The organism is Williamsia limnetica (genome assembly GCF_003217475.1).
Lineage (GTDB): Bacteria > Actinomycetota > Actinomycetes > Mycobacteriales > Mycobacteriaceae > Williamsia > Williamsia limnetica.
On record NZ_QJSP01000004.1, the window covers coordinates 1 to 23,698 of the forward strand.

General features: G+C 62.9%; 23 protein-coding genes and 1 tRNA gene. 13 read left to right on the plus strand and 11 right to left on the minus strand.

Features of this window, described 5'->3' with window-relative positions:
* Positions 1 to 700 precede the first annotated feature (700 nt).
* Positions 701 to 1,207, plus strand: a complete 507-nt coding sequence (locus DFR67_RS07365) for a hypothetical protein (RefSeq protein WP_110468809.1) — start codon at positions 701 to 703, stop codon at positions 1,205 to 1,207.
* Positions 1,208 to 1,894: 687 nt separating this feature from the next.
* On the plus strand, positions 1,895 to 2,551 hold the full coding sequence (locus tag DFR67_RS07370; protein ID WP_110468811.1) for a trypsin-like serine protease: 657 nt from the start codon (positions 1,895 to 1,897) through the stop codon (positions 2,549 to 2,551).
* An 874-nt stretch (positions 2,552 to 3,425) separates the two neighbouring features.
* Here the strand turns inward: DFR67_RS07370 and DFR67_RS07380 are convergent.
* The 7 genes from DFR67_RS07380 to DFR67_RS07415 all read right to left on the minus strand — a co-directional run bounded on the left by DFR67_RS07380 (position 3,426) and on the right by DFR67_RS07415 (position 8,536).
* Entirely contained in the window at positions 3,426 to 3,797 is a 372-nt protein-coding gene (locus tag DFR67_RS07380) for an SCO4402 family protein (RefSeq protein WP_146240396.1), read from the minus strand.
* A gap of 117 nt (positions 3,798 to 3,914) precedes the next feature.
* Positions 3,915 to 4,370 carry a hypothetical protein gene (locus DFR67_RS07385; protein ID WP_110468817.1) on the minus strand — a complete coding sequence of 152 codons (456 nt, stop codon included), beginning with the start codon at positions 4,368 to 4,370 and terminating at the stop codon, positions 3,915 to 3,917.
* A 564-nt stretch (positions 4,371 to 4,934) separates the two neighbouring features.
* On the minus strand, positions 4,935 to 5,189 hold the full coding sequence (locus DFR67_RS07390; protein WP_110468819.1) for a hypothetical protein: 255 nt from the start codon (positions 5,187 to 5,189) through the stop codon (positions 4,935 to 4,937).
* A 15-nt stretch (positions 5,190 to 5,204) separates the two neighbouring features.
* Positions 5,205 to 5,951, minus strand: a complete 747-nt coding sequence (locus DFR67_RS30200) for a hypothetical protein (protein WP_146240397.1) — start codon at positions 5,949 to 5,951, stop codon at positions 5,205 to 5,207.
* Between the two features lie 1,343 nt (positions 5,952 to 7,294).
* Complete coding sequence (locus DFR67_RS31075; RefSeq protein WP_158539919.1) at positions 7,295 to 7,594, minus strand: MspA family porin; 300 nt, start codon at positions 7,592 to 7,594, stop codon at positions 7,295 to 7,297.
* 329 nt (positions 7,595 to 7,923) lie between these two features.
* Positions 7,924 to 8,011 (minus strand) — tRNA-Ser (locus DFR67_RS07410).
* Positions 8,012 to 8,050: 39 nt separating this feature from the next.
* Positions 8,051 to 8,536: a MarR family winged helix-turn-helix transcriptional regulator gene (locus DFR67_RS07415; RefSeq protein WP_158539920.1), complete on the minus strand. Its 486-nt coding sequence runs from the start codon at positions 8,534 to 8,536 to the stop codon at positions 8,051 to 8,053.
* A 122-nt stretch (positions 8,537 to 8,658) separates the two neighbouring features.
* Here DFR67_RS07415 and DFR67_RS07420 point away from each other — a divergent pair, with 122 nt between their 5' ends.
* Complete coding sequence (locus DFR67_RS07420; protein WP_110469218.1) at positions 8,659 to 9,627, plus strand: NAD(P)H-quinone oxidoreductase; 969 nt, start codon at positions 8,659 to 8,661, stop codon at positions 9,625 to 9,627.
* A gap of 88 nt (positions 9,628 to 9,715) precedes the next feature.
* Here the strand turns inward: DFR67_RS07420 and DFR67_RS07425 are convergent, their stop codons facing one another.
* Positions 9,716 to 10,912, minus strand: a complete 1,197-nt coding sequence (locus DFR67_RS07425) for a cysteine desulfurase-like protein (RefSeq protein WP_110468828.1) — start codon at positions 10,910 to 10,912, stop codon at positions 9,716 to 9,718.
* A gap of 111 nt (positions 10,913 to 11,023) precedes the next feature.
* Between DFR67_RS07425 and DFR67_RS07430 the strand changes: the two genes are divergently transcribed.
* From DFR67_RS07430 to DFR67_RS07455, 6 genes are all read left to right on the plus strand, one after another.
* On the plus strand, positions 11,024 to 11,560 hold the full coding sequence (locus tag DFR67_RS07430; protein ID WP_110469219.1) for a bacterial proteasome activator family protein: 537 nt from the start codon (positions 11,024 to 11,026) through the stop codon (positions 11,558 to 11,560).
* 31 nt (positions 11,561 to 11,591) lie between these two features.
* The gene (wzm, locus tag DFR67_RS07435; protein WP_110468830.1) at positions 11,592 to 12,455 is read left to right on the plus strand and encodes a galactan export ABC transporter permease subunit Wzm/RfbD; all 864 of its coding nucleotides are present in this window, start codon (positions 11,592 to 11,594) and stop codon (positions 12,453 to 12,455) included.
* A gap of 4 nt (positions 12,456 to 12,459) precedes the next feature.
* The gene (wzt, locus tag DFR67_RS07440) at positions 12,460 to 13,257 is read left to right on the plus strand and encodes a galactan export ABC transporter ATP-binding subunit Wzt/RfbE (protein WP_110468832.1); all 798 of its coding nucleotides are present in this window, start codon (positions 12,460 to 12,462) and stop codon (positions 13,255 to 13,257) included.
* On the plus strand, positions 13,250 to 14,176 hold the full coding sequence (glfT1, locus tag DFR67_RS07445; RefSeq protein WP_110468833.1) for a galactofuranosyltransferase GlfT1: 927 nt from the start codon (positions 13,250 to 13,252) through the stop codon (positions 14,174 to 14,176). The genes wzt and glfT1 overlap by 8 nt, the downstream gene beginning before the upstream one ends.
* A gap of 44 nt (positions 14,177 to 14,220) precedes the next feature.
* Positions 14,221 to 15,456, plus strand: a complete 1,236-nt coding sequence (locus tag DFR67_RS07450; RefSeq protein ID WP_110468835.1) for a M23 family metallopeptidase — start codon at positions 14,221 to 14,223, stop codon at positions 15,454 to 15,456.
* Between the two features lie 70 nt (positions 15,457 to 15,526).
* Positions 15,527 to 16,405: an LLM class flavin-dependent oxidoreductase gene (locus tag DFR67_RS07455; protein WP_110468837.1), complete on the plus strand. Its 879-nt coding sequence runs from the start codon at positions 15,527 to 15,529 to the stop codon at positions 16,403 to 16,405.
* Positions 16,406 to 16,421: 16 nt separating this feature from the next.
* On the opposite strand, the gene DFR67_RS07460 is transcribed toward DFR67_RS07455, so the two are convergent.
* On the minus strand, positions 16,422 to 17,075 hold the full coding sequence (locus DFR67_RS07460) for a response regulator (RefSeq protein WP_110468839.1): 654 nt from the start codon (positions 17,073 to 17,075) through the stop codon (positions 16,422 to 16,424).
* Between the two features lie 45 nt (positions 17,076 to 17,120).
* A complete protein-coding gene (locus DFR67_RS07465) occupies positions 17,121 to 18,329 on the minus strand; it encodes a sensor histidine kinase (protein ID WP_245937803.1) in 1,209 nt (402 codons plus the stop codon).
* Between the two features lie 175 nt (positions 18,330 to 18,504).
* On the opposite strand from DFR67_RS07465, the gene DFR67_RS07470 reads away from it, so the two are divergent.
* A complete protein-coding gene (locus tag DFR67_RS07470; RefSeq protein ID WP_110468843.1) occupies positions 18,505 to 19,158 on the plus strand; it encodes a DUF4352 domain-containing protein in 654 nt (217 codons plus the stop codon).
* Between the two features lie 90 nt (positions 19,159 to 19,248).
* Here the strand turns inward: DFR67_RS07470 and DFR67_RS07475 are convergent, their stop codons facing one another.
* Complete coding sequence (locus DFR67_RS07475; protein ID WP_110469220.1) at positions 19,249 to 19,680, minus strand: GtrA family protein; 432 nt, start codon at positions 19,678 to 19,680, stop codon at positions 19,249 to 19,251.
* A gap of 153 nt (positions 19,681 to 19,833) precedes the next feature.
* Here DFR67_RS07475 and DFR67_RS07480 point away from each other — a divergent pair, with 153 nt between their 5' ends.
* The 3 genes from DFR67_RS07480 to DFR67_RS07490 all read left to right on the plus strand — a co-directional run bounded on the left by DFR67_RS07480 (position 19,834) and on the right by DFR67_RS07490 (position 23,687).
* Positions 19,834 to 21,003 carry a lipase family protein gene (locus DFR67_RS07480; RefSeq protein ID WP_110469221.1) on the plus strand — a complete coding sequence of 390 codons (1,170 nt, stop codon included), beginning with the start codon at positions 19,834 to 19,836 and terminating at the stop codon, positions 21,001 to 21,003.
* Between the two features lie 256 nt (positions 21,004 to 21,259).
* The gene (locus tag DFR67_RS07485; RefSeq protein ID WP_245937805.1) at positions 21,260 to 22,912 is read left to right on the plus strand and encodes an MFS transporter; all 1,653 of its coding nucleotides are present in this window, start codon (positions 21,260 to 21,262) and stop codon (positions 22,910 to 22,912) included.
* Positions 22,878 to 23,687 carry a GNAT family N-acetyltransferase gene (locus DFR67_RS07490; RefSeq protein ID WP_110468847.1) on the plus strand — a complete coding sequence of 270 codons (810 nt, stop codon included), beginning with the start codon at positions 22,878 to 22,880 and terminating at the stop codon, positions 23,685 to 23,687. The genes DFR67_RS07485 and DFR67_RS07490 overlap by 35 nt, the downstream gene beginning before the upstream one ends.
* Positions 23,688 to 23,698 lie beyond the last annotated feature (11 nt).

Genomic DNA, 23,698 nt, shown 5'->3' on the forward strand with positions numbered 1-23,698 from the left:
ACCACCCCCCGGATCATGGATGACAGGGGCAAGAAGTCATACCAGGTCTGGCGACCGCAGCCCCCGATTCCGAGGACTATGAAGAAGGTAACGGGCGACCTGGGCTTTCCCAATCTCACGGGAAGGTTCTCTGCCATTTGTCGCTTCCCCATCAGTCGCAGTGCCCTGACCTGCAGGCAGCCCTGAGCGAAGCACCACGGCAAGTGGTGAGTGACTGACTCGTTCGCTGGAATCCCCCACCTTGTACGACGTCAAAATCGGCCAGTGCTAGCCCGCCCCCTTGTCACTACTGATCTATGCGCGATTACCCACGAGAAAATCCTTTCCGGCAGCGTCTCTGACAAAAGGCCACCTCAACACACTGTTCACTTAACAAGACCGTCCCACAGGCTCGATCCGGTGCTGCCGTGCGCAGCGCCGTCCGACGCCGTGCCGGTCCGGCTAGCTACGACGAAAGCCTCGCATCTCACGGAGGGCACCTCACTGCGAGCCGCGGGTTTGCCACCCAGGCGTTCCGCAACGTCGCCGACAGGCGCGTGCCGCCAGATTGCGCGATTGCAGTTAGTGTGCGACCTAGTTCCCACAGACGCAACCGTGTTCTAGTGATCGTAAGATGCAGATAACGATTACTAGACCGATGCTGCCACCCTTAGGACCATGCAGCTCACAACGTGGGTACTCACCCACTGGCAGAGGGACTATGTCTAACCCTGAGATCGTCCGAATCTTGGATTCCTACGTCGAGATCCCGCACGACGGCGGCACCGCAACGTACCTTGCCGTCACGAGCTACGAGCCGCCGGCGAGCGCAGACGAAGTTGAACGTAGCTTCCCAGACGGATCTCCACACGAGCTCGCTTCACTGTGGGCTACCACTCGCCGTGCGCAACTGTATTTCTCGAAGGGTTCCTGCGGAATGACGATGCTTTCGCCCTCCGAGAGTCGCGCAGAGACTGATCGGTTGCGTCAATTGGACGAGGTGGACGACCGGTTCTACCACCCCGGTGACGTCGTCGTAGGTCTTTTCGAAACGGAGCCGGATCGACTCTTCTACGACCCAGAGCGAAGCGCCCTTCGTCTGGCCACTCCGATCGACGACCGCGAAGACTGGCCACTCGTCGGTCACAACGTCGCCGATTTCTTGGAGAGCTACCGCGATTACGCACCGGCTGGCGGTTGGCAGCGCACATTCCAGGCAGGCTCCTAGTCTCCCTAGCGTGCGCATCCGCAGCTCCGATCGCGCAGCCTTCGACGAATCCCTCTGCGGGTAAGCACTCCCTGGACGCCATGAGACCAAGCCCACGACTGAGCGGGAGTGCCTGTCTTGACCGTCAGCGGTCGGGCGATGCCAGATCAACCATCAGCCATCGCTTTTGAGCGTGCGACAGACCGACCTTTACCGGAGGCACACCGCCGATGTTTTCCGACACGACCCCTGCCGAACCCGCGCAACCACATCTGAGTGTCCGCCGAGAGTGGTTTGCTTTGCTGTCGCTCTCAGCGGTTACCGCTGGCAGCGGGCCAAAACCATCGCGCTGGTCCTCCTCGCGCCCATCCTCATCATTGGCTGCCTACTCATGGGCGCACAAAAGATCGTCAAACCGAGAAGGCCGGCGGCACTCATGCCGCCCATTGACTCTTCAGTGGTCCGGTGACTTTGATGACTCCACCAATTCCGTTGTGCAACTACCAAGGTCTCAGTGCTGAGGAGTCTCCCTACGTTCGCTTGTGAGCCGAAGACTGGTGCATTCGGACCGTTCGCGATGTGATAGGCAACACAACGCCACTTCTCTGAATGTCGAGTTTGCTATCGTGATCTCGCTGTCCATTGAGCGAGCTGCATGATCCGCGGACACCGGACAGCCACTGTGCTCGTCGAACCGAGGGGGAACTCATGTCTGTCACACGTCGCGTCGCCATAGGCGGCGCAGCCGCGGTCATTACGGCATTGGGTGCCGTGTCGTTGCCCGTGTCGGTGGCCCAGGCGGCTCCGGTGTCGGTGAGTTCGGGGATGGAAATCAACATCGAGGAAACGTTGATCACCGTGGCCTCGTGCACATTGGGTGCTGTGGTCTCGCCAACAACCGCGCTGACCGCTGCTCACTGCGGCACCACCGGCGAAGCGGTCTTTGACTCCAGTGGCGACCAGATCGGAACGATCACAGCCAATCTCATCAGCAGGCAGGCAGATATCGCTGTCATCACCTTGGCTCCGGATGTACGCGCAGCGGTTGACCCGATCGATTGGAGTCCGGGCTTCTATCAGGGCCAGGCAGTGAGCAAAGACGGGATCAGCACCGGAAAGACCGTCGGCACCGTGACCGATCCCAATCTCACACTTCGCACCGCACACGGGTTCTCGCTGGCACCCCCGTTCTTTCTGACCCAGTCGACGCTGAGCATCGGAACCAACATCCACTCGGTCAGCGGCGACAGCGGATCAGGTATTCGTGACGCAGACGGCGACGTGGTCGGCATCCTCTCCTCCGGAGCGACTGCCGAAGACACACAATTCACACCAGTGTCCCTGGTTCCGGAAACACTGCGCTAACCGACGACGTGTTCGGCGATGCGGGCGCTGGACTCCAACGAATGTACGTAGCAAGTGGATGACCGTCGGGGGACGATGCCTGCTTGGATGGCCATTCGCAGAGCTCCATATTTCTGGGCGCAAGAAAATATTTCGCAATAGCGAACACGCCCGCGCTGGGCCGGGCCCGATGCGATTGTGAGATCGAGTTGAGCGATGAGCAGAGACCGGCGTGGCAGATGTCCACCCCAATGATCAAAGGCGAGTTGCTGTCACTCCTGAAGGTACTTGCGCCGGAGAAGAAGTGGACGAAGAGTTCGCGACTCAAGGACTATGTTGAGTTCGCGGTGGGAAGGTTTCCGCCTGACACTTCCGACGAACGAGAGCGGCGGGCGTTGCTGTTAGCGTACGTGTTACACGACAAGGAACGTCGTTGAGTGCGCATGTATCGCAGATGGCTGATGCGAGTGCCGACTACACAGTCAGATCGAGTATCTGATTCATCACCATCGGACGGATCGGCGGGTGGGAACTGCTCGACCTGCTCCACGCGCAGTTGGGTGACTGTGTTTGGGGTAGCGCCTCCGCGGCGACGACTTTGGACACCTACGCAGACTTCTTAGACGACGATCTCGACGCCGTTGAAATCGCCTGCATCAGGCAGCTTCCGCAACGCGTGCGGGCAAATTGTGGGCAGCGAGCACCAAGGCTGCTGACGATCAAGGCAGAATGACGCCCAACCTGCGTAAACAGGCGAGGCGAATCGGCGGAAGCAACGCCATGGCGTTCAAACCCCAGCAGCGAAACTAACTACCTTCTGGAAAGATGGTCTGGCCTGCGAGGACACATCTAGGAGTGCGACTCGAACCGCGATGATCGGTGTTGGGAGTCTAGGTCAGAGTGGCGGCATGTTCGTCCGCATCTGGGTCGCGGCGCTATTCGCCGCCGCCTCGACCTTGCTCCATCGTGGATCAGCAAGGTACGTCTCGTCCTCGACATCACCGAGTTCATCGATCAGCGGGCCCAATACGTCCCGAAGTACTTCGAGGCTAGCGACTTCGTTTTCGAATAAAATTACTCCGACCGCCATGAGCGGATCAGAGATGGCGTAGGTGTCGTCGAAGAGGATATGGACGCAATAGTCCAAATCACCACGCGGACCGTTAGCGAGCGCAAAGCGACTCTCTCGGGCACTAGCAAGCATGCGAACGGCGGCCACGACTTCGGATCGACGCTCAGGGTATCTAATCGCCTCTGGGCGTTCCACGTTTCCCCCCGTACCCCTTCCGTCAGAAGTAGAAGTGTCTAAGTGGCAGAAGAGAGGCGGGACGTCGGGTTTACTGACACAAGATCACCAGGCAAGTTCCCTATCGGCACATGCACGTTAATCCTTATCGGTAACTTCGACGAACGTCTCATCGAACGCCAAACGAATCACCAACATCTTCGATCCCGCGACTAATCCCGCGCCGACAATCGCATTGTTCGTAACGATCGGAAGCACACGATCAATGGTCTCTCCAACCAAGAAGAACTCAGGATCACCTTCAATAATATCTAATGCAATCCACTTGCCGTGATCGTCAACAAAGGCGCGGTTCTCATCTGACAATTCGCCCGAAAAAGGATCTTCCCAGACACCAGAATCGACGGCCAGCGCCTCACCATCAGCGCCTGACTCAAAGAAGAATGTGCTGTCCTCCAGACTTATCTCGATCGGCCCCTCGCGCCTGTCAATCGAACCATCAAGAGCATAGAATAGACGCCGAATTGCAATAACACGCTCTCCGGCATCGCATCGCTGTGCGAATTCGTGAAGCACATGCTCATTTCGAATCATCGGACGATCCTCGCGCCGTTGAACCAACCATTGTCTACGCCATCCTTGAGAATCGTTACAAACTCTCCATCCGCCTTGGCGAGCACCACGTCCCTTCCTTTAGCCACGGCGGGTGTACTGGCGGCAGTAACGGCAGCGGGCGCGACAGCGGTCGTGTGGGCCGGTTTGACCATTCCCCCAGTCGATCCAGAGCAAACGCACAGGCCACCAGTAGCACCCGCGCCTGCTCGTGCCATCCCCGTTATCGCCTGACCTGGTCTTTGACCCAGCCGATCGCGGCGTCAGCACCAGCCCAAAACCACCGTCCGCCAAGGGACAACGGGATCTTGCCCAGCGGAGGGAGTGAACGCGGTCAGCTCGGCTCAATGCGGTTGCGTACGGGTGCTCCCACAAAACGTGCGCGTCCAGCTGCACAACTGGACGCGTTAGCCAACAAAAGACGATCTGGCGGAAGCAACGTCATGGCATTCAAACCCCAGTAGCGAAACTAACTACCTCCTGGAAAGACGGGTTGACCTGCATTAACAGTTCGGAAAGTTCGTTCAAGGGGGACCTCGTCACCAACTAGAGCAATGGCCACTTCTCAAGGATTGAGATGAGCAGATCGTTGATTCGACTTGCGTACTCGGTTGGCTCCCAGTCATCGTCCAGCCAGCGGGCCTGCTCTAGTCCCACCACGCTCGCGATCGCTTCGCGCTGCTCTTTCGACGGAACTTCCCAGTACCCGATCTCGAAGAGCAGCTGCGGCTCCCTTCGAGTGAGTATCTCGACAAGAAGGTCACGCTCATCTGCCTGAAGCGACTTCAAGAATTTTCCCATAGTGCCTGAACCTCCTTACTGAGGATTTCTGACCGCGTTGCTGTTCTTCGGAATCGCCGTGACGACTTTGCCGGTGGGGTTGAGCACGACTTTCGCGTCCTTGCCCTCGTACACCCAGCTGACCCTTCCTTGGTGATCGACTTCGCGGATTGGTGGCGCGACGGGGCTGGTCACAGCGTCGTTTACAGCTTCGTCCTTGACCCCGCGTCCTCCGTCTCGTCCATTGATTTGTTCATCACCATGCTTTGTGCGTCCAGTAATCCCATGCGGAGGCGGCTCGTTCGCACTGCTTACCGCACCGCTGTTGCCCGGATCGTTATCTGAAAACCAGGAATTGATGGCATCGCGGATCTTATCCAACCCTGCCGAGATGCCACCGGGGAGACGATCCTCGACCATGCCCGGCAGTTGGTCGGGGTGATCACGCATCCACTGATAGCCATACTCCGCCATAATCGCCGCCAAAATGACAGCGAAAAAGCCTGCCACTACTAGAGCCGCTAGGGTGTCATCGACGAGGAAGAAGATGGGTGTGGCTTCGATGTCTTCGTCGTCTGAGGGCTCTTCGGGTTCGATGGGTGCGACCGGGACGGGAGCAACCGGAACAGCAGGCTCACCAGATGGTGCACCGGTTCCCTGGTTCCCTTGACCCTCACCAGGGCCGCCACCTTCTCCCAGGTTCGATGTGCCAGGATCATTCCCACCACCTTCAGGCCCTGATGTCGGCGGATTGGCGACCGAAGTATCCGGCGGCTCTGTCATAACGCCGCTCTCAGGAGCACTCGGAGTTTTCGGTAGTACAGCCGTGGCAGCGGCACCAGGACCTGACCCGGGGGCGGGTGCCGACGCCAGCCGGACACCAGAGCGCGACATCCGCCCCGCACTCGAGGCAGGACCAGCCGACAACGTCGAACCACCACCACTCAACCCACCCAGCGAACGACGCGCCACCTGACCAGCCCGCGGATGCGCCGCCGTCAACGCTGCCGCGCCACCAACCACACACGCCGCCAACGGATTCTCGGAATCATCACCATCGGACGGATCAGCAGGCGAGAACTGCTCAACCTGCTCCACATGCTGTCGGGTAACTGCGTCTGGTGTGTTGATCTTCAGGCCGTCGCTCGGAGTGCCTGGCGGTGCCTGCACAGCGGACGTCGTGTCGGTAGCCGGCGGCACGGTCGGCGCCTGTGCAGGTGCAGTCGTTAACCCTGGCTGGCCAGGAGTGTTTGGTGCGGCGGGTAGCTGCGTGCCGCCACCGCCGTTTCCGCCGTCACCGCCCGGGACGGGAACAATCGGTGTTCCGTTTCCCGGCCCAGGGTTCAAACCACCAGCACCGGCCTGCGGGCCACTGCCACCAATCTGCGGAGCTCCAGGGGCTTCCCCGACCGACGGCGGCGTCACCGTCTGCGGAGGCGGAACAGACACACACGGCCACCCCGGCCCGTACTGCGCACGAAGCTGGTCACACAACGCATCAGCCTGCGCCGGCCCAGCACCACCAATCAGCAAACCGGCCCACACGACCGCTGTCGCGCCCGCTGCCGTTACTGCCGCCAGCACACCCGCCGTCCAGCGCCTACCGCTGCCGCCCTGCATGCCTTGACCCGCGCCTGCTCGTGCCATCCCCGTTATCGCCTGACCTGGTCTTTGACCCAGCCGATCGCGGCGTCAGAACCAGCCCAAAACCCCTGTCCACCAAGGGACATCACCAGAATGAAAGCAAGGAACACCCACACTCGGCCGTAATCGGCTGACCATTCCCCCAGTCGATCCAGAGCAAACGCACAGGCCACCAGTAGCGCGCAGCCGACAAAGAAAGACACCGCTTTGATCACCCTGGGCGCGACACCGGGTGTATCAGCGTTCGGGCCGTGCGTTACCGCAGCGACATCGTCGTCGCTGGCATCACCCGCATTCAACGAGGGCCGCCGCGACAGATGCTGCGAACGGGCCGCGTCCTCAGCGGTAGCAGTATGCCGGGACGAACCTGCACCAGGAACAGTCGTGGTCATAACAAAGTCCTCCCCAGGACGATCAAGAAACGCAACCAAACGAGAATCGACTGGCGGCCGCTGAACTCGATAGCACAGCGTGCCAACGCTTTACAGGTAGTGCGGCTGTCCGTACACCTTGATCGTCGAATCCAACGTCGGCGTCGCGATCGCGACCGTGACCTGCGCTCGCAGCGCCACGGGCCCCAGGCAGCCATCCACTTTCACGTGGATACCACTCACCGAAATCGCGGCGTTCGCCTCCTGCAGCGACTTCAGACCCAGCTCCACATCGGTGATCGTTCCCGGCTTCAGCGACGCCGAGAACGACGGCATCACCGTCACACCGATATTCACCGCAGGCGGCCACGAAACGTTCAGGGCTGCGTTCGGCCCACCCTGAATCCCCACCTGCGCACCACCAGTCACATCCGTGTTTCACCCGACCTGCAACACCAGCCGCAGGCTACCGGCTTGCACTGGCTTGCCACCCGAACCCGCGATCGCCGCAGAGCCGGTGATGTCCACGAACCCTCACGCGTCCAGGGTGATTGATTGAGCGGCGGGACAGACCGAACCGCCTCACCCGACTTCGTGGCCGTCACCGTCCAACCATCAGCAGTCCTCCGATGCGCTAGCCGCAACAGAGAATGCAGAGCGGCGAAGTTGTGTACGGGTGCTCCCACAAAACGTGCGCGTCCAGCTGCACAACTGGACGCGTTAGCCAACAAAAGACGATCTGGCGGAAGCGGAGGGATTTGAACCCCCGGTGGTTTCACCCACGCTCGCTTTCAAGGCGAGTGCATTCGGCCGCTCTGCCACGCTTCCTTCGGACGTCAAACGCTGTTTGTTCGTCCGGACAGCAGACTACTTGACGCGGTTCTGCGGGTTGTCACGCAGCCATGTATCAACCTTCGAGAATGTGGTTCCCATGGCGTCACGCTCGTGGTCGTCGAGGTGATCAAGCAGGTAGGTCCGTACGGCGACGACGTGCCCCTTTGCCGCTTCGTGCAGTTTGTCCCGGCCGGCAGGGGTGATGCGACAGACCCTGTTGCGTGCGTCTTTGTCGTGATCTTTGGCCAGGCGTTCGACGAACCCTGCCTCGGCCAGCCGAGCAACCCTGCGGGAGATGGTGCTCTTCGTACTCAGCGCCCCGTCAGCCAGTGCACTCATGCGTAGTTGATCGTTCTCGGACAACAGCACCAGGATCCGGTAGTCGGCAAAGGTGAGGCCGGACGTTTCGACGAGCGCGTCGTTGATGGCGTCGAATAGGCGTTGAGTGCCGTTCATGAACGACCGCCACGCGATCTGTTCGGTGTCGTCGAGCCACGGCACAGCTGAATCCTCTGTCATAGTCCACATCAGTCGGCGATCAAGTTTTACAAACTCTGAGGTTACTCCTCGCAACCTAGCCGGTTGGAGCCACTATTCGACACAGAGTGTCACAACTGCGGTATCAGTGGAGCATGGGCAGCATGCGAGCAATGACGGTCAGAGAGTTCGGTCCACCGGAGAACCTGGTGGGGACGGAAGTAGACAAGCCGCGTCCCGGACCGGGGGAAGTCCTCATCAAGGTCGCTGCCGCCGGTGTCAACCGCGCCGACCTGCTCCAGCGCCAGGGCAATTACCCGCCCCCGCCTGGCGCCAGCGACATCATCGGCATGGAGGCTTCCGGAACCATCGACGAACTCGGCCCCGACGTCGACTCGTGGTCACCCGGACAAGAAGTCTGCGCCCTGCTCGCCGGCGGCGGCTATGCCGAATACGTCGCGGTTCCGGCCGGCCACGTGCTGCCGGTTCCCGATGGCGTGAACCTGGTCGAGGCCGCGGCACTCCCGGAGGTGGCCTGCACGGTCCTGTCGAACCTGAAGCGCACTGCGCACCTGCAGCCGGGTGAACTGGTACTCCTGCACGGTGGGGCGAGCGGCATCGGTACCCACGCCATCCAGTGGGCGAAGGAGTTGGGCGCGACCGTGGCCGTGACCGCTGGGTCTTCTGACAAACTCGATCTCTGCCGTGATCTCGGTGCGGACATCACCATCAACTACCACGACGACGACTTCCTCGAGGTGATCAAGTCGCACGGTGGCGCCGACGTCATCCTCGATATTATCGGCGCAAAGTATCTGGCCCGCAACGTATCCGCACTGGCCAAAGACGGTCGGCTCGTGGTCATCGGCATGCAGGGCGGGGTGAAGGCCGAGGTGAATCTCGGCGCACTACTCACGAAACGCGGAACGATCCACGCGACAGCGCTTCGGGGCCGAGACCTGGAGGACAAGGCCGCCATCGTCGCCGACACGGTCGCGACCACCTGGCCGATGATCGCGGCAGGCAGGGTCAAACCCGTTGTCGGAGCGACGTTTCCGCTCGGAGAGGCCGCCAAGGCCCACGCTTTGCTGGACTCCGGCAAGGTCACCGGGAAAGTTCTACTGACACTGTGACCACCACATTCGGCCCCCAGTGGTGCCGCCGAGGGAAATCTACCCTCGGCGGTACCGCAGCGGGACGAATGTGGTGGCGAGGTTGGTCTCAGCCGAGGGAACCCAGGGTCCGAACGAGCTGGTCGACCTCATAGGGCGTGGTGTACGGCCCGAGCCCGATGGTGACGGCGCCGCCGACATCACCCACCCCGATGCCGGTGAGCACCCGGCTGTTGACGTCAGCCAGCGCACAGATCCCGTTGTCGGCCAGCCGTCGCACCACCTTGTCTGCTGTCACACCCGACACGGTGAAGCTGACGGCCGGGATCCGCGACTGCGCTTCACCCACGACAGAGACCAGGTTCAACTGCCGCAGAGAGTGCAGCAGGTACTGCAACAAACGCTGCGAGTAATCGGCCAGACCGGTCATCGACTGGACCAGACGCTCGCGCCGGGTACCGGTCGACGATTCGTCCAGACCCGCCAAATGTTCGATCGAGGCGACCAGTCCGGCCAACAGTGCGTGTTGGTGGCCGTCCACCTCGAGTTTCTCCGGTCCCTCGGCGTCAGGTTTGAGTGACATCGATCGCACCCGCGACAACAATTCGGGATTCCGGAACACCAACGCCGCGGTCGACGGGCCACCCCACCGGGACGCGCTCACCACCAGGACATCGGCGCCGAGTTGTTCGATGTCGAGTGGCAGGTACGCGGCTGCGCTCGTCGCATCCACCACCAGCAGCCCGTCGACGGCATGCACTGCCGCTGCCGCCGTGGCGACGTCGACGACGGTGCCGATGGTGGAGGACGCCAGCGGCATCGCCACGACGCTGGTCGCGCGACTCACCAACCCCTCGTACTGCCAGACCGGGAGTTCACCGTTCTCGATGTCGACCTCTGCCCACCGGACCTTCGCGCCGAATCGATCGGCGGCACGCAGCCACGGCAGGACGTTCGCCTCGTCGTCGAGTCGGCTGACCACCACCTCCGAGCCCAGCCACACCCGGGTGTTCAAGCACTCCGCGAGCACGTTGAGGAGGTGTCCTCGCGACGGTCCGAGCACCACACCGCGCGGGTCCGCGTTCACGAGATCGGCGACGGCCTGCCGGGCCGCATCGATGATTCCCGCCGACTGCTTGGCAGCGGGATAGATGCCGCCGGGCTCGGAGACCAGCCCGCGGAACGCCTTGGACACGGTGGTGGCCACCGAATCCGGGATCTGCATGCCTGCCTGCGGATCGAGGTGGATCCAACCATCGCCGAGTGACGGGAACAGTCCCCGAACCCGTGCGACGTCATAAGCCATGGCAGCCACCTTAGACCGTCTCTCTGACCTCACACCCGGCAACGGATCTTGGCTTTCAGGGAAGGCGGGGCTGCTGTGGACCGGAACAGCCGCATCTGGACAATGGGAAGCATGGTCGACGATATTTTCAGCCAAGGTTCCCCCTCTGACGGCGGCGAGGGCATCGTTGTCGTCCCGTCCTCGGACTCTGAACAGACCGGCGGCGACGAGCAGCAAGGCGTCGCCGACATGGTCGAGCAGCCCGCAAAGGTCATGCGAATCGGCACCATGATCAAACAGCTGCTGGAAGAGGTGCGCGCCGCTCCGCTCGACGAGGCGAGCCGCGTCCGCCTGAAGGAGATCCACCGCTCCTCGATCCGCGAACTCGAGGACGGCCTCGCGCCCGAACTGCGTGAGGAACTCGAGCGGCTCGCGCTGCCGTTCACCGATGACGTCACCCCATCGGATGCCGAGCTCCGAATCGCCCAAGCCCAGCTCGTCGGCTGGCTCGAAGGGCTCTTCCACGGCATCCAGACCGCGCTGTTCGCCCAGCAGATGGCGGCCCGCGCGCAGCTCGAGCAGATGCGTCAGGGACAGCTCCCGACAGGCCAGCTGGGTGGCGGGCAGCCCGGGCAGCACGGAGTCCCCGGCACCGGGCAGTATCTCTGACACCTCGGTCTTCGCGGTAGGGTCGTCTCTCGTGTCAACAGCTGTCGATCCCGAGCCGGTGCGTCCGCCACCAGCGGAGTCCGATTCACGGACTTTTCGCAGGGCCTTCGGTGATCTGTCGTCGGGGTTCCGGCAGTCCGAACTCTGGCTGCTCCTCGGCTGGCAGGACATCAAGCAGCGCTATCGCCGCTCGCTGCTGGGTCCACTGTGGATCACCATCGCCACCGCGGTCACCGCCGTCGCGATGGGTTTGCTCTACTCCCAGCTGTTCGGCAACGAGATCAGCAGCTTCCTGCCGTACGTCATGCTCGGCTTCATCTTCTGGGGCTTCATCTCGGGATCGATCCTCGAAGGCGCCGAGCTCTTCACCACCAACGAGGGGCTGATCAAACAGATACCCGCCCCGCTCAGCGTGCACGTCTACCGCCTCACCTGGCGGCAGCTGATCATCTTCGCTCACAACATCCCGCTGTACGCCGTGTTGCTGATCATTTTTCCGCAGCCGGTGAACTGGACAGTGGTGCTGGTGCTACCCGGCATCGCGCTGTTGGTCCTCAACGCGGTGTGGGTCTCGATCGTGTTCGGCATCCTGTCCACCAGGTTCCGCGACATCGGCCAATTGCTCGCCACTGCAGTCCAACTCGTTTTCTTCATGACGCCGATCATCTGGAGCGCCACCGATCTCGAGAAGAACGTCGGTGCCGACTCGAGCCGCGTCAAGCTGGTCCAGATCAACCCGATGTACCACTACCTCGAGATCACCCGTGGGCCGCTGCTCGGTGAGTCAGTGGCGCTCTACCACTGGTTGATCGTCATCGCGTGCACCATTGGCGGCTGGGTCCTGGCGTTGATGATTTTGCGTAATTACCGTGCTCGCGTTGCGTATTGGGTGTGAGGTCATGAGTTCAGTCCGAGTCGATACCTGGGACGCCTGCGTCGATTTCCCCATCTTCGACGCCAAGACCAGGTCCATCAAGAAGTCGGTACTCGGTCGTGCCGGAGGTGTGATCGGCGCCAACGAATCCAACGTCGTGGTGGTCGAGGCGCTCAAACAGGTCAACCTGCACCTCGAACACGGCGACCGGATCGGACTCGTCGGCCACAACGGCGCCGGCAAGTCGACGCTGCTCCGCCTGCTCTCGGGAATCTACGAACCGACCCGGGGTTCGTGCTCCATCCGCGGTCGCGTGGCACCCGTGTTCGACCTCGGGGTCGGCATGGACCCCGAGATCTCCGGGTACGAGAACATCGTCATCCGTGGCATGTTCCTCGGCATGAGCCGGCGCGAGATGCTCAAGAAGATGGACGACATCGCCGAGTTCACAGAGCTGGGCGACTATCTGGCGATGCCGCTGCGTACCTACTCGACCGGCATGCGGGTCCGTGTCGCGCTCGGTGTGGTCACCTCGATCGACCCCGAGATCCTGATCCTCGACGAGGGCATCGGTGCCGTCGACGCCGAATTCATGAAGAAGGCCAGGGTCCGGCTGGAGGAGCTGGTGAAGCGATCCGGCATCCTGGTATTCGCCAGCCACTCCAACGAGTTCCTCGCGCAGCTGTGCGACCGGGCGCTGTGGATCGATCACGGCACCATCCGCATGGACGGCGGTATCGAAGAAGTGGTGCACGCCTACGAGGGGCCCGACGCCGCCCGCCACGTGCGCGAGGTCATGGCCGAGGTCAAACGGGATGGCTGACGCTGGGCCGAACGGCAACGCTGACGCGCGAATCGTCGCCGTGGTCGTGACCCACAAACGACTGGAACTGCTGCGCCAATCCCTCACGATCCTCACCTCACAGAGCCGGCCGGTCGATCACCTCATCGTCGTCGACAACGACAACGACACCGCAGTCGCGGAACTGGTTGCCGCGCAGTCGATTCCCGTCACGTACATCGGATCGAAGCACAACCTCGGCGGGGCCGGCGGGTTTGCTCTCGGCATGCTACAGGCGCTCGCTCTGGGTGCGGATTGGGTCTGGTGCGCCGATGACGACGGCAGGCCCGAAGGCCCCGAGGTTTTGAGCACACTGCTCGATTGCGCCGTCTCTCATCGCCTTTCCGAGGTGTCCCCCGTCGTCTGCAACATCAACGATCCTGACACCCTTGCCTTCCCGCTACGCCGTGGCCTGGTCTGGCGACGCAAGCGGTCGGAGCTGTTCGAGAACGGCGAGACCTCAGAGCTGCTGCCCGGGATAGCGTCGCTGATGAACGGCGCCCTGTTCTCCGCCGCCGCCATCGACGCGGTCGGCGTGCCGGACCTGCGTCTGTTCGTCCGCGGCGACGAGGTCGAGATGCACCGGCGACTGGCCCGCTCAGGTCTCGACTTCGGGACCTGCCTGACCACGGCGTACCTGCACCCGGACGGCACCGACGAGTTCCGGCCGATCCTCGGTGGACGGATGCACACGCAGTACCCGGACAACGAGACCAAACGCTTCTTCACCTATCGCAACCGCGGCTACCTCATGAGTCGTCCCGGGATGCGCAAGCTTCTCCCGCAGGAGTACGCCCGCTTCGGCTGGTATTTCCTGGTTCAGCAACGAGACGTCGCAGGCTTCCGCGAATGGCTGCGCTTACAGTCGCTCGGCAGACGCGAACGATTCCGAAAACCTTGATCAAAACAGGTTCATGACCTGCAGTGACGCGTTAGATTCGGTCGATGAGACCGACCGTCAAACTCTTGGGTATCGCGTGTGTGGCCACTCTGGCGCTTGTTTCTTGCTCTGATTCCGAGTCCGACAACACTTCCGGATCGTCGTCAACCGGCTCCCCGCCGATAACCGAGACGACACCCGCGAAGATCACAGCGGTGGTCGTGTCGACCCTCGCGGACCCGATCCCAGTACTCGGTACCGATAACCGAGTCCACATGGCGTACGAGCTCACGGTGACCAACACCCTGTCCCAACCGACGACGATCACCGGAGTGACCGCCTCGGCCGGGGACGAGGTGCTCGTCGAGCTCCAGGGCGACCAGGTCGGGCAATGGATGCGCCCGTTCGGCGCGACCGAGCTGAGCACCACACTCACGCCGGGCCAGGGCTCTCGCATCTGGATCGACGCCTCCGTCCCCGCCGAGGCGGAAACCCCGACCCAGATCGAGAATGAGATCAGTGTCGAGGTCGCTCAGGAAGATCTGCCGCTGGTGACCAAGACGATGACCGTGTCCTCGCTCACCCCAGTCCAGGACAAGACGCCGGTGACGATCGCCCCACCACTGGACGGAGCGGGCTGGCTGGACGGCAACGGATGCTGTGGTATGACCGCCCACCGGACGGCTGTCAGCCCCCTGAACGGGGAATATCATGCGCCAGAACGCTTTGCGATCGACTTCGTGAAGCTCGATGCCGAGGGCCGGCTCTTCACCGGCGACGTCACCCAGACCTCGAGCTACGCCTATTTCGGAACCGACATCTACGCCGTCGCCGACGGCAAGGTCGTTGCGGTCGTCGACGGTCTGAATGAGCAGATCCCGAGTGTCACGCCCACCGGATTGCCCGTAGACCAATACGCCGGGAATCACATCGTCCAAGACATCGGCAATGGTCACTACGTCTTGTACGCCCACATGCAACCGGGCAGTATGTCGGCGATCAAGGTGGGTCAGGACCTCACGACGGGAGACATGATCGGCCTGCTAGGCAATACCGGCAACACCGACGCGCCCCATCTCCACCTCCATGTCATGGACGGCCCGGACCCGCTGGCGTCCAACGGCTTACCTTTCGTCATCGACTCCTTCACCCTCGACAACGTGGTCGCGGGCGATGACGCGATCGAGGCGCTGATCACGACCGGCAACCCGCCCGCCTACGGACCACCGGTGTCCGATCCGGAGCGTAAAGACGAGATGCCGATGACCTACGACGTGATGACCTTCTCCGCTGGCAAGTGAGCGATTCGATCCCCAGCCAAACTAGAACGTGTTCTACTATCGAGAAGGGAACGAATCTAGGAGGATCTGCATGCGGTTCACCTTCGCCGAGGCGATGACCGATCCGAGTTATTACCTGCCGCTGGCCAAGGCCGCAGAAGCGGCCGGCTATGAGGGATTCACCATCCCGGACTCGATCGCATACCCCGAGGAATCCGACTCGACGTACCCGTACACCGAGGACGGCAACCGGGAGTTCCTCGAAGACAAAGCATTCATCGAGACCTTCGTGATGGCAGCCGCGATGGGTGCAGTCACCGAGAAGATCCGGTTCAACCCGTTCGTCCTCAAACTCCCCATCCGACCGCCGGCCCTCGTCGCCAAACAAGCCATGTCCGTGGCGACCCTGACGAACAACCGCTTCGCCCTCGGTGTCGGGACCAGCCCGTGGGCCGAGGACTACGACATCATGGGCGTCGACTACAAACGACGCGGTAAGCGGATGAACGAGTGCATGGACATCATTCGGGGCCTGAGCACCGGTGAATACTTCGAGTTCCACGGTGAGTTCTACGACATCCCGAAGATCAAGATGACACCTGCACCCAGCAAACCGATCCCACTCCTCGTCGGCGGGCACGCCGACCTCGCCTTGAAGCGAGCAGTAGTCCGCGGTGACGGCTGGATGCACGGCGGTGGGCAGCCCGAGGAGCTCGATGCCCTACTCGACAAGATCCAGGACATCCGGAAGGGCGAGGGCAAGCTCAACGATCCCTTCGAGATCCATGTCATCTCCTATGACGCCTACACGCCCGACGGCTGTAAGCGACTGGAAGACAAAGGGATCACCGATGTGATCGTTGGCTTCCGCATCCCGTACATCATCGGCAACGACACCGAGCCGCTGCAGAAGAAGATCGACAACCTCAACATGTTCGCCGATTCGGTGATCAGCAAGGTCAACGGCTGATCCGCGACCCGGCGGATCAGGAAACCAGCTGAGCGCGAAAGGCACAAAGCGCGGCCTGCACGCGGTTCTGGGTTCCGAGTTTGGTGAACATCGCCGATATATGGGTCTTCACGGTGGTCTCACTCAGGTACAGGGTCGCGGCGATATCCGCATTGGACGCACCCGTCGCCAACGCGCGCAGCACGTCCAGTTCACGAGGACTCAGCGCCGACAGATCGGCCGCCGGCGCGCTGACCTGGGTCGACCCTGCCGACACGATCCGGCGCAGGGACTCCTCACTGAACAGCGTGTTGCCAGCAGCGACGGCGCGCACCGATTGCTGAAAGGTCTGCGGCGGCTCGTCTTTGCTCAAGAAGCTGTGCGCACCGGCCGAAACCGCTTGGACCACGAGATCATCGACGTCCATGGCGGTCATCGCGATCACCTTCGGCGGGGACGGGTGCGCGAGCAGCTGCCGGGTGGCGTCGAGGCCGCCGACCCGCTTCATCTTCAAGTCCATCAGCACCACATGCGGTCGATGTCTGGCAACGGCCCCCGGCACCTGATCACCGTCGTCGACATCGGCGACCACCACGATGTCATCGGTCGCGGCGAAGATGTCCGAGACGCCTCGACGCACGAAGGGATCATCGTCGGCGATCAGCACGGTGATCACGTGGGTTCTGGTCATGGTGAGGTCAGGATAAACGGTGGCGCCGACACCGCCTTCGCATCCTCACGCGTGCCAGGGCAACCAGCAGTCCAGGACGAACTCGTCGCCGAGCACACCGGCCTGGAACGTACCGCCGATGTTGTGGGCCTGTTCGGCCAGCCCCGGGAGCCCGGTCCGCGATCCGGGCGGAACCGTCGGCGGTCGGGAACTGAGTTTGTTGCGCGTATTGATCCGGACGCCGTAGATGTCGGCGCCGGTGATCGCGATGTTGATGGTCTGGTCTGCCGCGTATTTCTGGGCGTTGGTCAGCGACTCCTGCACCACACGAAAGGTGACGTGTCCGGAGACCGTGCCCACCGTGCCGGGACGCAAGTCGGTGAACAGCGTGGCGTGCTGACCCGCCGCACGAGCTGACTGAATCAGCTCGGCGATGCCGTCGATCCCCTGTTGGCCACCCCGCTGAGCAGGCACCGAGCCTCGGAGCACCCCGACAATGCTCTTGAGTTCATCGAGCGCCTCATGAGCCGTGGACCGGATCATCGACGCATTGGTGACTATCTTCTCCGGGTTGTCGGTACCTCCCACCTGCACCGCCCCGGCGAGCAACGAGATGCGGCTCAGGCTCGCAGCCAGGGTGTCGTGCATGTCGCGGGCGATGCGCGTGCGTTCCTCGGTGCGGATCATCTCGTCACGCATCACATCGGTCTGTTTGGTCGCGCGGTCTCGGCTGAGTTCGGCGCGGGCGAGCTGCACCTGGGTGTGCCGCAGGACCGCGACTGTCACAACGATTCCCACGAGCCCTGCTCCTGCTACCCAGGGAATCCACAATGGGATTCCCCATTCCAGCCTCGGCATTCCCTCAGCCGGCGTCTGACGCATCGTCAGGACCGAGTTGTCCCGGGTACGAAATGCGTCGTATGTCAGCGATATCGCACAGGCGAGGTACACCGCGCCCGCGGCAGCCGCCAACCGCAGCCCGCGCTGTGACCTGGCAAGCGCGTACAGCGCGATCAACGCAGCGGTGGCGTCGGTCGAGAAGAAGAGTGGACCTGCCACTGACAGCGCCAGCACATAGGTGGGGTAACGATGTCGCCACACCAACGCGGCGGCCGCGAGGAGATTCAGGAGCAGCCCCACCGTGTAATTCCAGATCGGTACGTTTCCCGAGGCCTGAGTGAGCACGAGAGCGCCGAGCGTGCAGAACACACTCAAGCTCACCGCTCCGGTGGTCCAGAGCCGGCGACGAATCGTCTCTCCGGAAGTTTCACTCACGCTTGGAGGCTACGCACCCTCTCTGACTCTCCACGATCGGCCGGAAGGTCGGACCTGGCGGGACATCCGACCGAAAGGATGAGGCGGGCCGACCCATCGGCCGAGGCGGACCTGCCGGTCGCTCGGGTGTGCTGTTCACACCACGCCAACAACCCCCAGCCGAGGAGGATTCGCCATGACCAACCCAGGTCAGCCCGGAGACCAGCAGCCCTACAACCAGCCCCACGGGACCAATCAGCCGTATGGCGCAGCGCCCTACCCGCCGCAGAAGAAGAAGCGGAAGGTGTGGCCCTGGATCGTGATCGGCGTCCCCGTCCTGCTCATCGGTGCCTGCACCGCGATTCTCGCGGGCAGTATGGGTGGTGACGAAGAAACAAGCGTCACAAAGGCTTCCGGGACCAGCACCGCGGCTGAGGCTGCGGGACCGGGGTTCCCGGGCAAACTCGACGACGACACCGTGGCACTCGGCGGTGACACCATCACCCGCGACAACCTCGAATACACCGTCGCCCCACTGACTCCGGTCAACACCACGTTCGGCAACTACCTCTGCAGCACCGTCACCATCAAGAACGTCGGCGACAAGCAGAACGACTTCAACAGCTACATCGACTGGAGCCTGCAGGACGCCACGGGGACCATCCGCGACGCGACCTTCGCCCCCGAGCGGGAACCACTGAACTCAGGGGAGATCGCGCCGGGCGGGCAGACCGCAGGAGATGTCTGCTTCGACTCCCGACAGGGGTCACCGGCCGGAACCTACGTCGTGTTGTTCGAGGACACGTTCTCGCTGTCCTCGGACCGCCTCGCCTGGGTCAACACGCTGTAGCCCGCCCGCCCACAAACGCGCCGGAAATACGAGGACGCGCCACCTATTTCTGGCGCGTCTTCGTAGAGGTGGCGCGTGTGCGGGGCCGGGTCACCGGATCTTGAAGATGACCGCCCGCTGGACCACGAAATTGATGACGGTCGCGGTCCCCTGCGCGATCACGAAGGCGAGCAGGCTCCAGTGGATCTGCTCGTCCCACAACCGCGAGAGGCCCGTGTAGATGCCGACCTGCACCGCGAACGTCACCAGATACAACACAGCGACCGCGAAGAAGCGGGCGGCGCTCGGCTCGGCACGGAACGTCCAGCGTCGGTTGATGAGGTACGCCATGGTGGTCCCGCAGACGAAGCCGACCGCCTTTGCGGCCCACTCAGGAGCTCCGAACACGTACTGCAGCAGCAGCGTCAGGCCGAAGTCGAGGATGCCCGAACCGGCGCCGGTGATGACGAACCGGACGAGCTGGGTCTTCAGATCGACGTCGGTCGAGGCCTCTTGATCATCGAATGGCACTTCGATCGGCATCGGTGCATGGGCAGATCCGAATTGCTCATGCGTTCGGTGCTCGTCGGCCCGCTCATCTGACACCCCGACACCCTAGCTTCTGTTCTCGGATGCCTGACGTACGGTGCTTCGATCGCCTACCGTCGAGATGTGGGTGCCAGGCTTCTCGTCCTCATGTTGTCCCTTTTGTTGCTGGCTGCGCCTGCGACCGCCGCTGCCGCGCCCGCCCCGACAGTCGGGGACCAGCCTCGCTGGTCCGGGCTCGATGCCCGGCAGTACAACGGCCCTATCCCCGACCTGCCCGGCATGCTGATCCGATCGGTGCCGATGGACCCCGCGTTGGTGGACGCGCCGGTCGGGAGCGCTTTCCGAATTCTCTACTCCACGCCGAACCAGCATTCCGACCGCGCGACCAGCACCGCTTTCGTCTACGTCCCGCGCGGCCAGGCGCCGGTAGGAGGATGGCCGGTGGTCGCCTGGGCTCACGGCACCGTCGGACTGGGCGACGACTGCACGCCCTCGGCGAACCCGCTCGGAACACGTGTGCTGACGTTGATCGAACACTGGCTCGCCCAGGGATACGCCATCGTGGGCACCGACTACGCCGGTCAGGGCACACCCGGACTCATGAGCTACCTGAATTCACAGGTGCAGGCGACATCGATCATCGATTCTGTCAAGGCGACCCATCAGATGGGTTTGCCCCTCTCACCGAAGTACGCGATCACCGGCCAGTCACAGGGTGCAGGCGCGGCGTTGAACGCGGGCAGGCGCGCCACAGAACTCGACGCCGGATCACCGCTGGACTACCGCGGTGTCGTCGGCACGGGCACCCCCGCGAACATCGAGTGGTTGGTGCAATTCGGTGGACCCGAGTTCCCGCCGGTGATACTGCCGGCCGGTCTGACCACCTACGCGATGTACATCGTGGCCGGACTGCGCGATGCGCGCCCTGATCTCGACGTGGACGGCGTACTCACACCGCTGGGTCGCCGACTCGCCGATACCGCTGAGACGATGTGCCTGACCTCGTTCAAGAACCTCATGGACGGCCGCGATCTACGGCAGGCCTTCGCCAAGCCGGTGGCATCCCTGCCCGATGCATACGGTGCGCTGCGACAGCACATGCAGACACCTGCGACGGGATATGACCGCCCGGTGTTCTTGGGTCACGGTCTGCTCGACATCGACGTGCCGATTCCGTTCCCGGCCTCGCTGGTTGTCGAGATGCTGGCCGCCCGCGAGCCGGTGGAAGTCCACGTCTACCCGGCAGACGACCACTTCACCGCCATGTCGGCGTCGATCAGCGACGCCACCCGTTTCATGAACACGATCATGCGTTGATCTCCCTGGTGCGAAAACCTGCACGCGTATCTCAGGGAATGACCGGTAAGTAATTCACGACGATTTTTCACGCCGACCCATCTGATATCTCCAGGGTCTCGAATGCCTCAGGACCGGATGTCCATGGGATCACGACAGCACACGTCGTGGCCCGATGCCAGATCCAAACGGGGGTGGCCGATTTGACCGAATTTGTCGAGATCCGCGCACGCGCGCCCGATCCTCGCGCGGCGCAGACCGCGGGACCGAGCGGCCGGTGAGTCACCGCGCCCCAGACCACACTCCACCGCCACCCTCACCGGGCGGCGTTGCTCCGCACGCCCGCACCACCCTGATCGTGGTGTGCCTCGGCGTGTTCATGTTGCTCCTGGACATGACGATCGTCTCGGCGGCGCTCGCCGACATCCAGTCCGACCTGTCTGCGGACCTCAGTGGCCTGCAATGGGTCGTCGACGGCTACGCCCTGCCCATGGCTGCGTTCCTGCTCACCGCGGCGACGCTCGGAGATCGCCTGGGCCGCAAGCGGATGTACGTCGGTGGCCTCATCCTGTTCGTGGCCGCATCGATCGGTTGTGCACTTGCCGGCAGCATCACCGTCCTCGATGCGGTTCGTGTGGTGCAGGGCCTCGGCGGTGCGATCATGCTGGGTGTCTCGCTGCCCATGATCGCGGCCGTCTACCCCGCAGGCACAGGCCGCTCCACCGCGATCGCCATCTACGGCGCGGTGATGGGCGCAGGCAGTGCTGCCGGACCACTCCTCGGCGGCGCACTCGTGGATGCGTTCGGCTGGCCATCGATCTTTCTCGTGAACATCCCGATCGGTGCGATAGCGCTGGTGTTCGCACTGATGCGGGTCAACGAGTCACTGGGTGACACCACCCGGCGGGTCGACGTCGTGGGAACCGTCACGTTGAGCATCACCCTGGTCGCCGCGGTGTACGCGATCATCGAAGGCAACGCCAAGGGGTGGACCTCACCACTGATCCTCGGATTGTTCGCCCTCGCAGCGCTGTTCGCCATCGCCTTCGTGGTCTGGGAACTGCGGGTGAGCGATCCACTGATGGATCTGTCGGTGGTGCGCAGACCTGGTTTCGCCGGGGTGTCACTCGCGGCGTTCATCACCTCGGGCACCCTGATCGCCGCAACCAACTATCTCGCCCTGTATTTCATGAACACGCTGCAGTTCACCCCGTTCGAGGCCGGGGTCCGCGCGCTGCCGCTGACCATCGCCTGCGTGATCGGCGCACCGCTGGGGATGGTCATCACCCGCAAATTGCCGATGCATCAGGTGGTTCCGCTCTCGACGGCACTAATCGCCGCGGGACTCTGGGCGATGACGGGCATTTCCGCCGACACCGGTTGGACACACTTCATCACCGGGATGGTCGTTGCCGGTTTGGGCGTGGGCATGATGAGTGCCATCGCCTCCGATGCGGCCCTGACGTTCGTCCGCGAAGCCGATGCCGGGATGGCGACCGGTGTCGTCAGCACCGCAAGACAGGTCGGCACCGTGATCGGGATCGCCGGTATGGGCGCATTGTTCACCCACTTCGCCACCGCGAGCGCCAGGGACGATCTGGGGTCGCTGACGGTCGGAGGCGTCCCTGTCGACGTCCCCGCCTCGGACTCGGCCGCCATCACCGACGGTCTGGGATCGGGCGCCGGCCTACAGATTCTGTCGTTCATCCCGGAGCAGTACAGCGCCGCGCTGACCGAGATCACCCGGCTGATCCGCGATTCGTCCGCCGCCGGCCTGCAGGCCGCACTGCTCGCGGCGGCGACCGCCGCGACGGTGTTCACGCTTGTCGTCTACGGCCTCATCCGTGCTGATCGTCACCGATCCGCATCTGCAGCAGCCCCAGAAAGGGAACTCCATGACGGTCACCCCGCTCATTCCAGCAGCCAATGACAACGGCTACTCCATCAGTCTGACCACCGACCCCACCGATATCGAGCACGCGGAACGATTGCGCTACAAGTTGTTCGCCGATGAAATGGGCGCGTCTCTGCCCAATGCGGTGCGCGGCGAACACACCGGCGAGATGATCGACATCGATCAGTTCGATGCTCACTGCGATCACATGGTGGCCCGGTCGGAGGCCACCGGCGAGGTGGTGGGCTGCTTCCGACTCCTCCCGCCACACGGGGCCAAGGCAGCGGGCGGATATTTCACCGACACCATCTTCGATTTCGGTGATGGTCTCGATGCCGCACGCCCGACGTTGTTCGAATTGGGCCGCGCCGCAGTGCACTCCGAGCACCGTAGCGGCGCAGTGATGGGTCTGCTCTGGGCCGGCGTCCTGAAGTATCAGGAACTCAACGGCTACGAGTACGCCATCGGCTGCGCCTCGGTCCGCATGGAAGATGGCGGCCCCCGCGGGTCACTGGTCCGCCGGGTCCGCGACTTCGCCTTCGGCCTCAACGTGGCAGATCCGGAGTTGCAGGTGACACCGAAGAACCCCGTCTTCGTCGACGGCCGAGGCCTCGACGACATCGCCGATCCCGGCCGTGGTGTCAAGATCCCGCCGATGGTGCAGGGCTGCATGAGGATCGGCGGCGCCGTGTGCGGTCCGCCGTCCTACGACTCGGACTTCGACATGGCCGACTTCGTCATCCTGATCACTCGGTCGAGACTCAACCACCGTTACCTGCAGCGGATGACCGAGGCCGCGCTTGCGCGCTGACCGCCCGAACA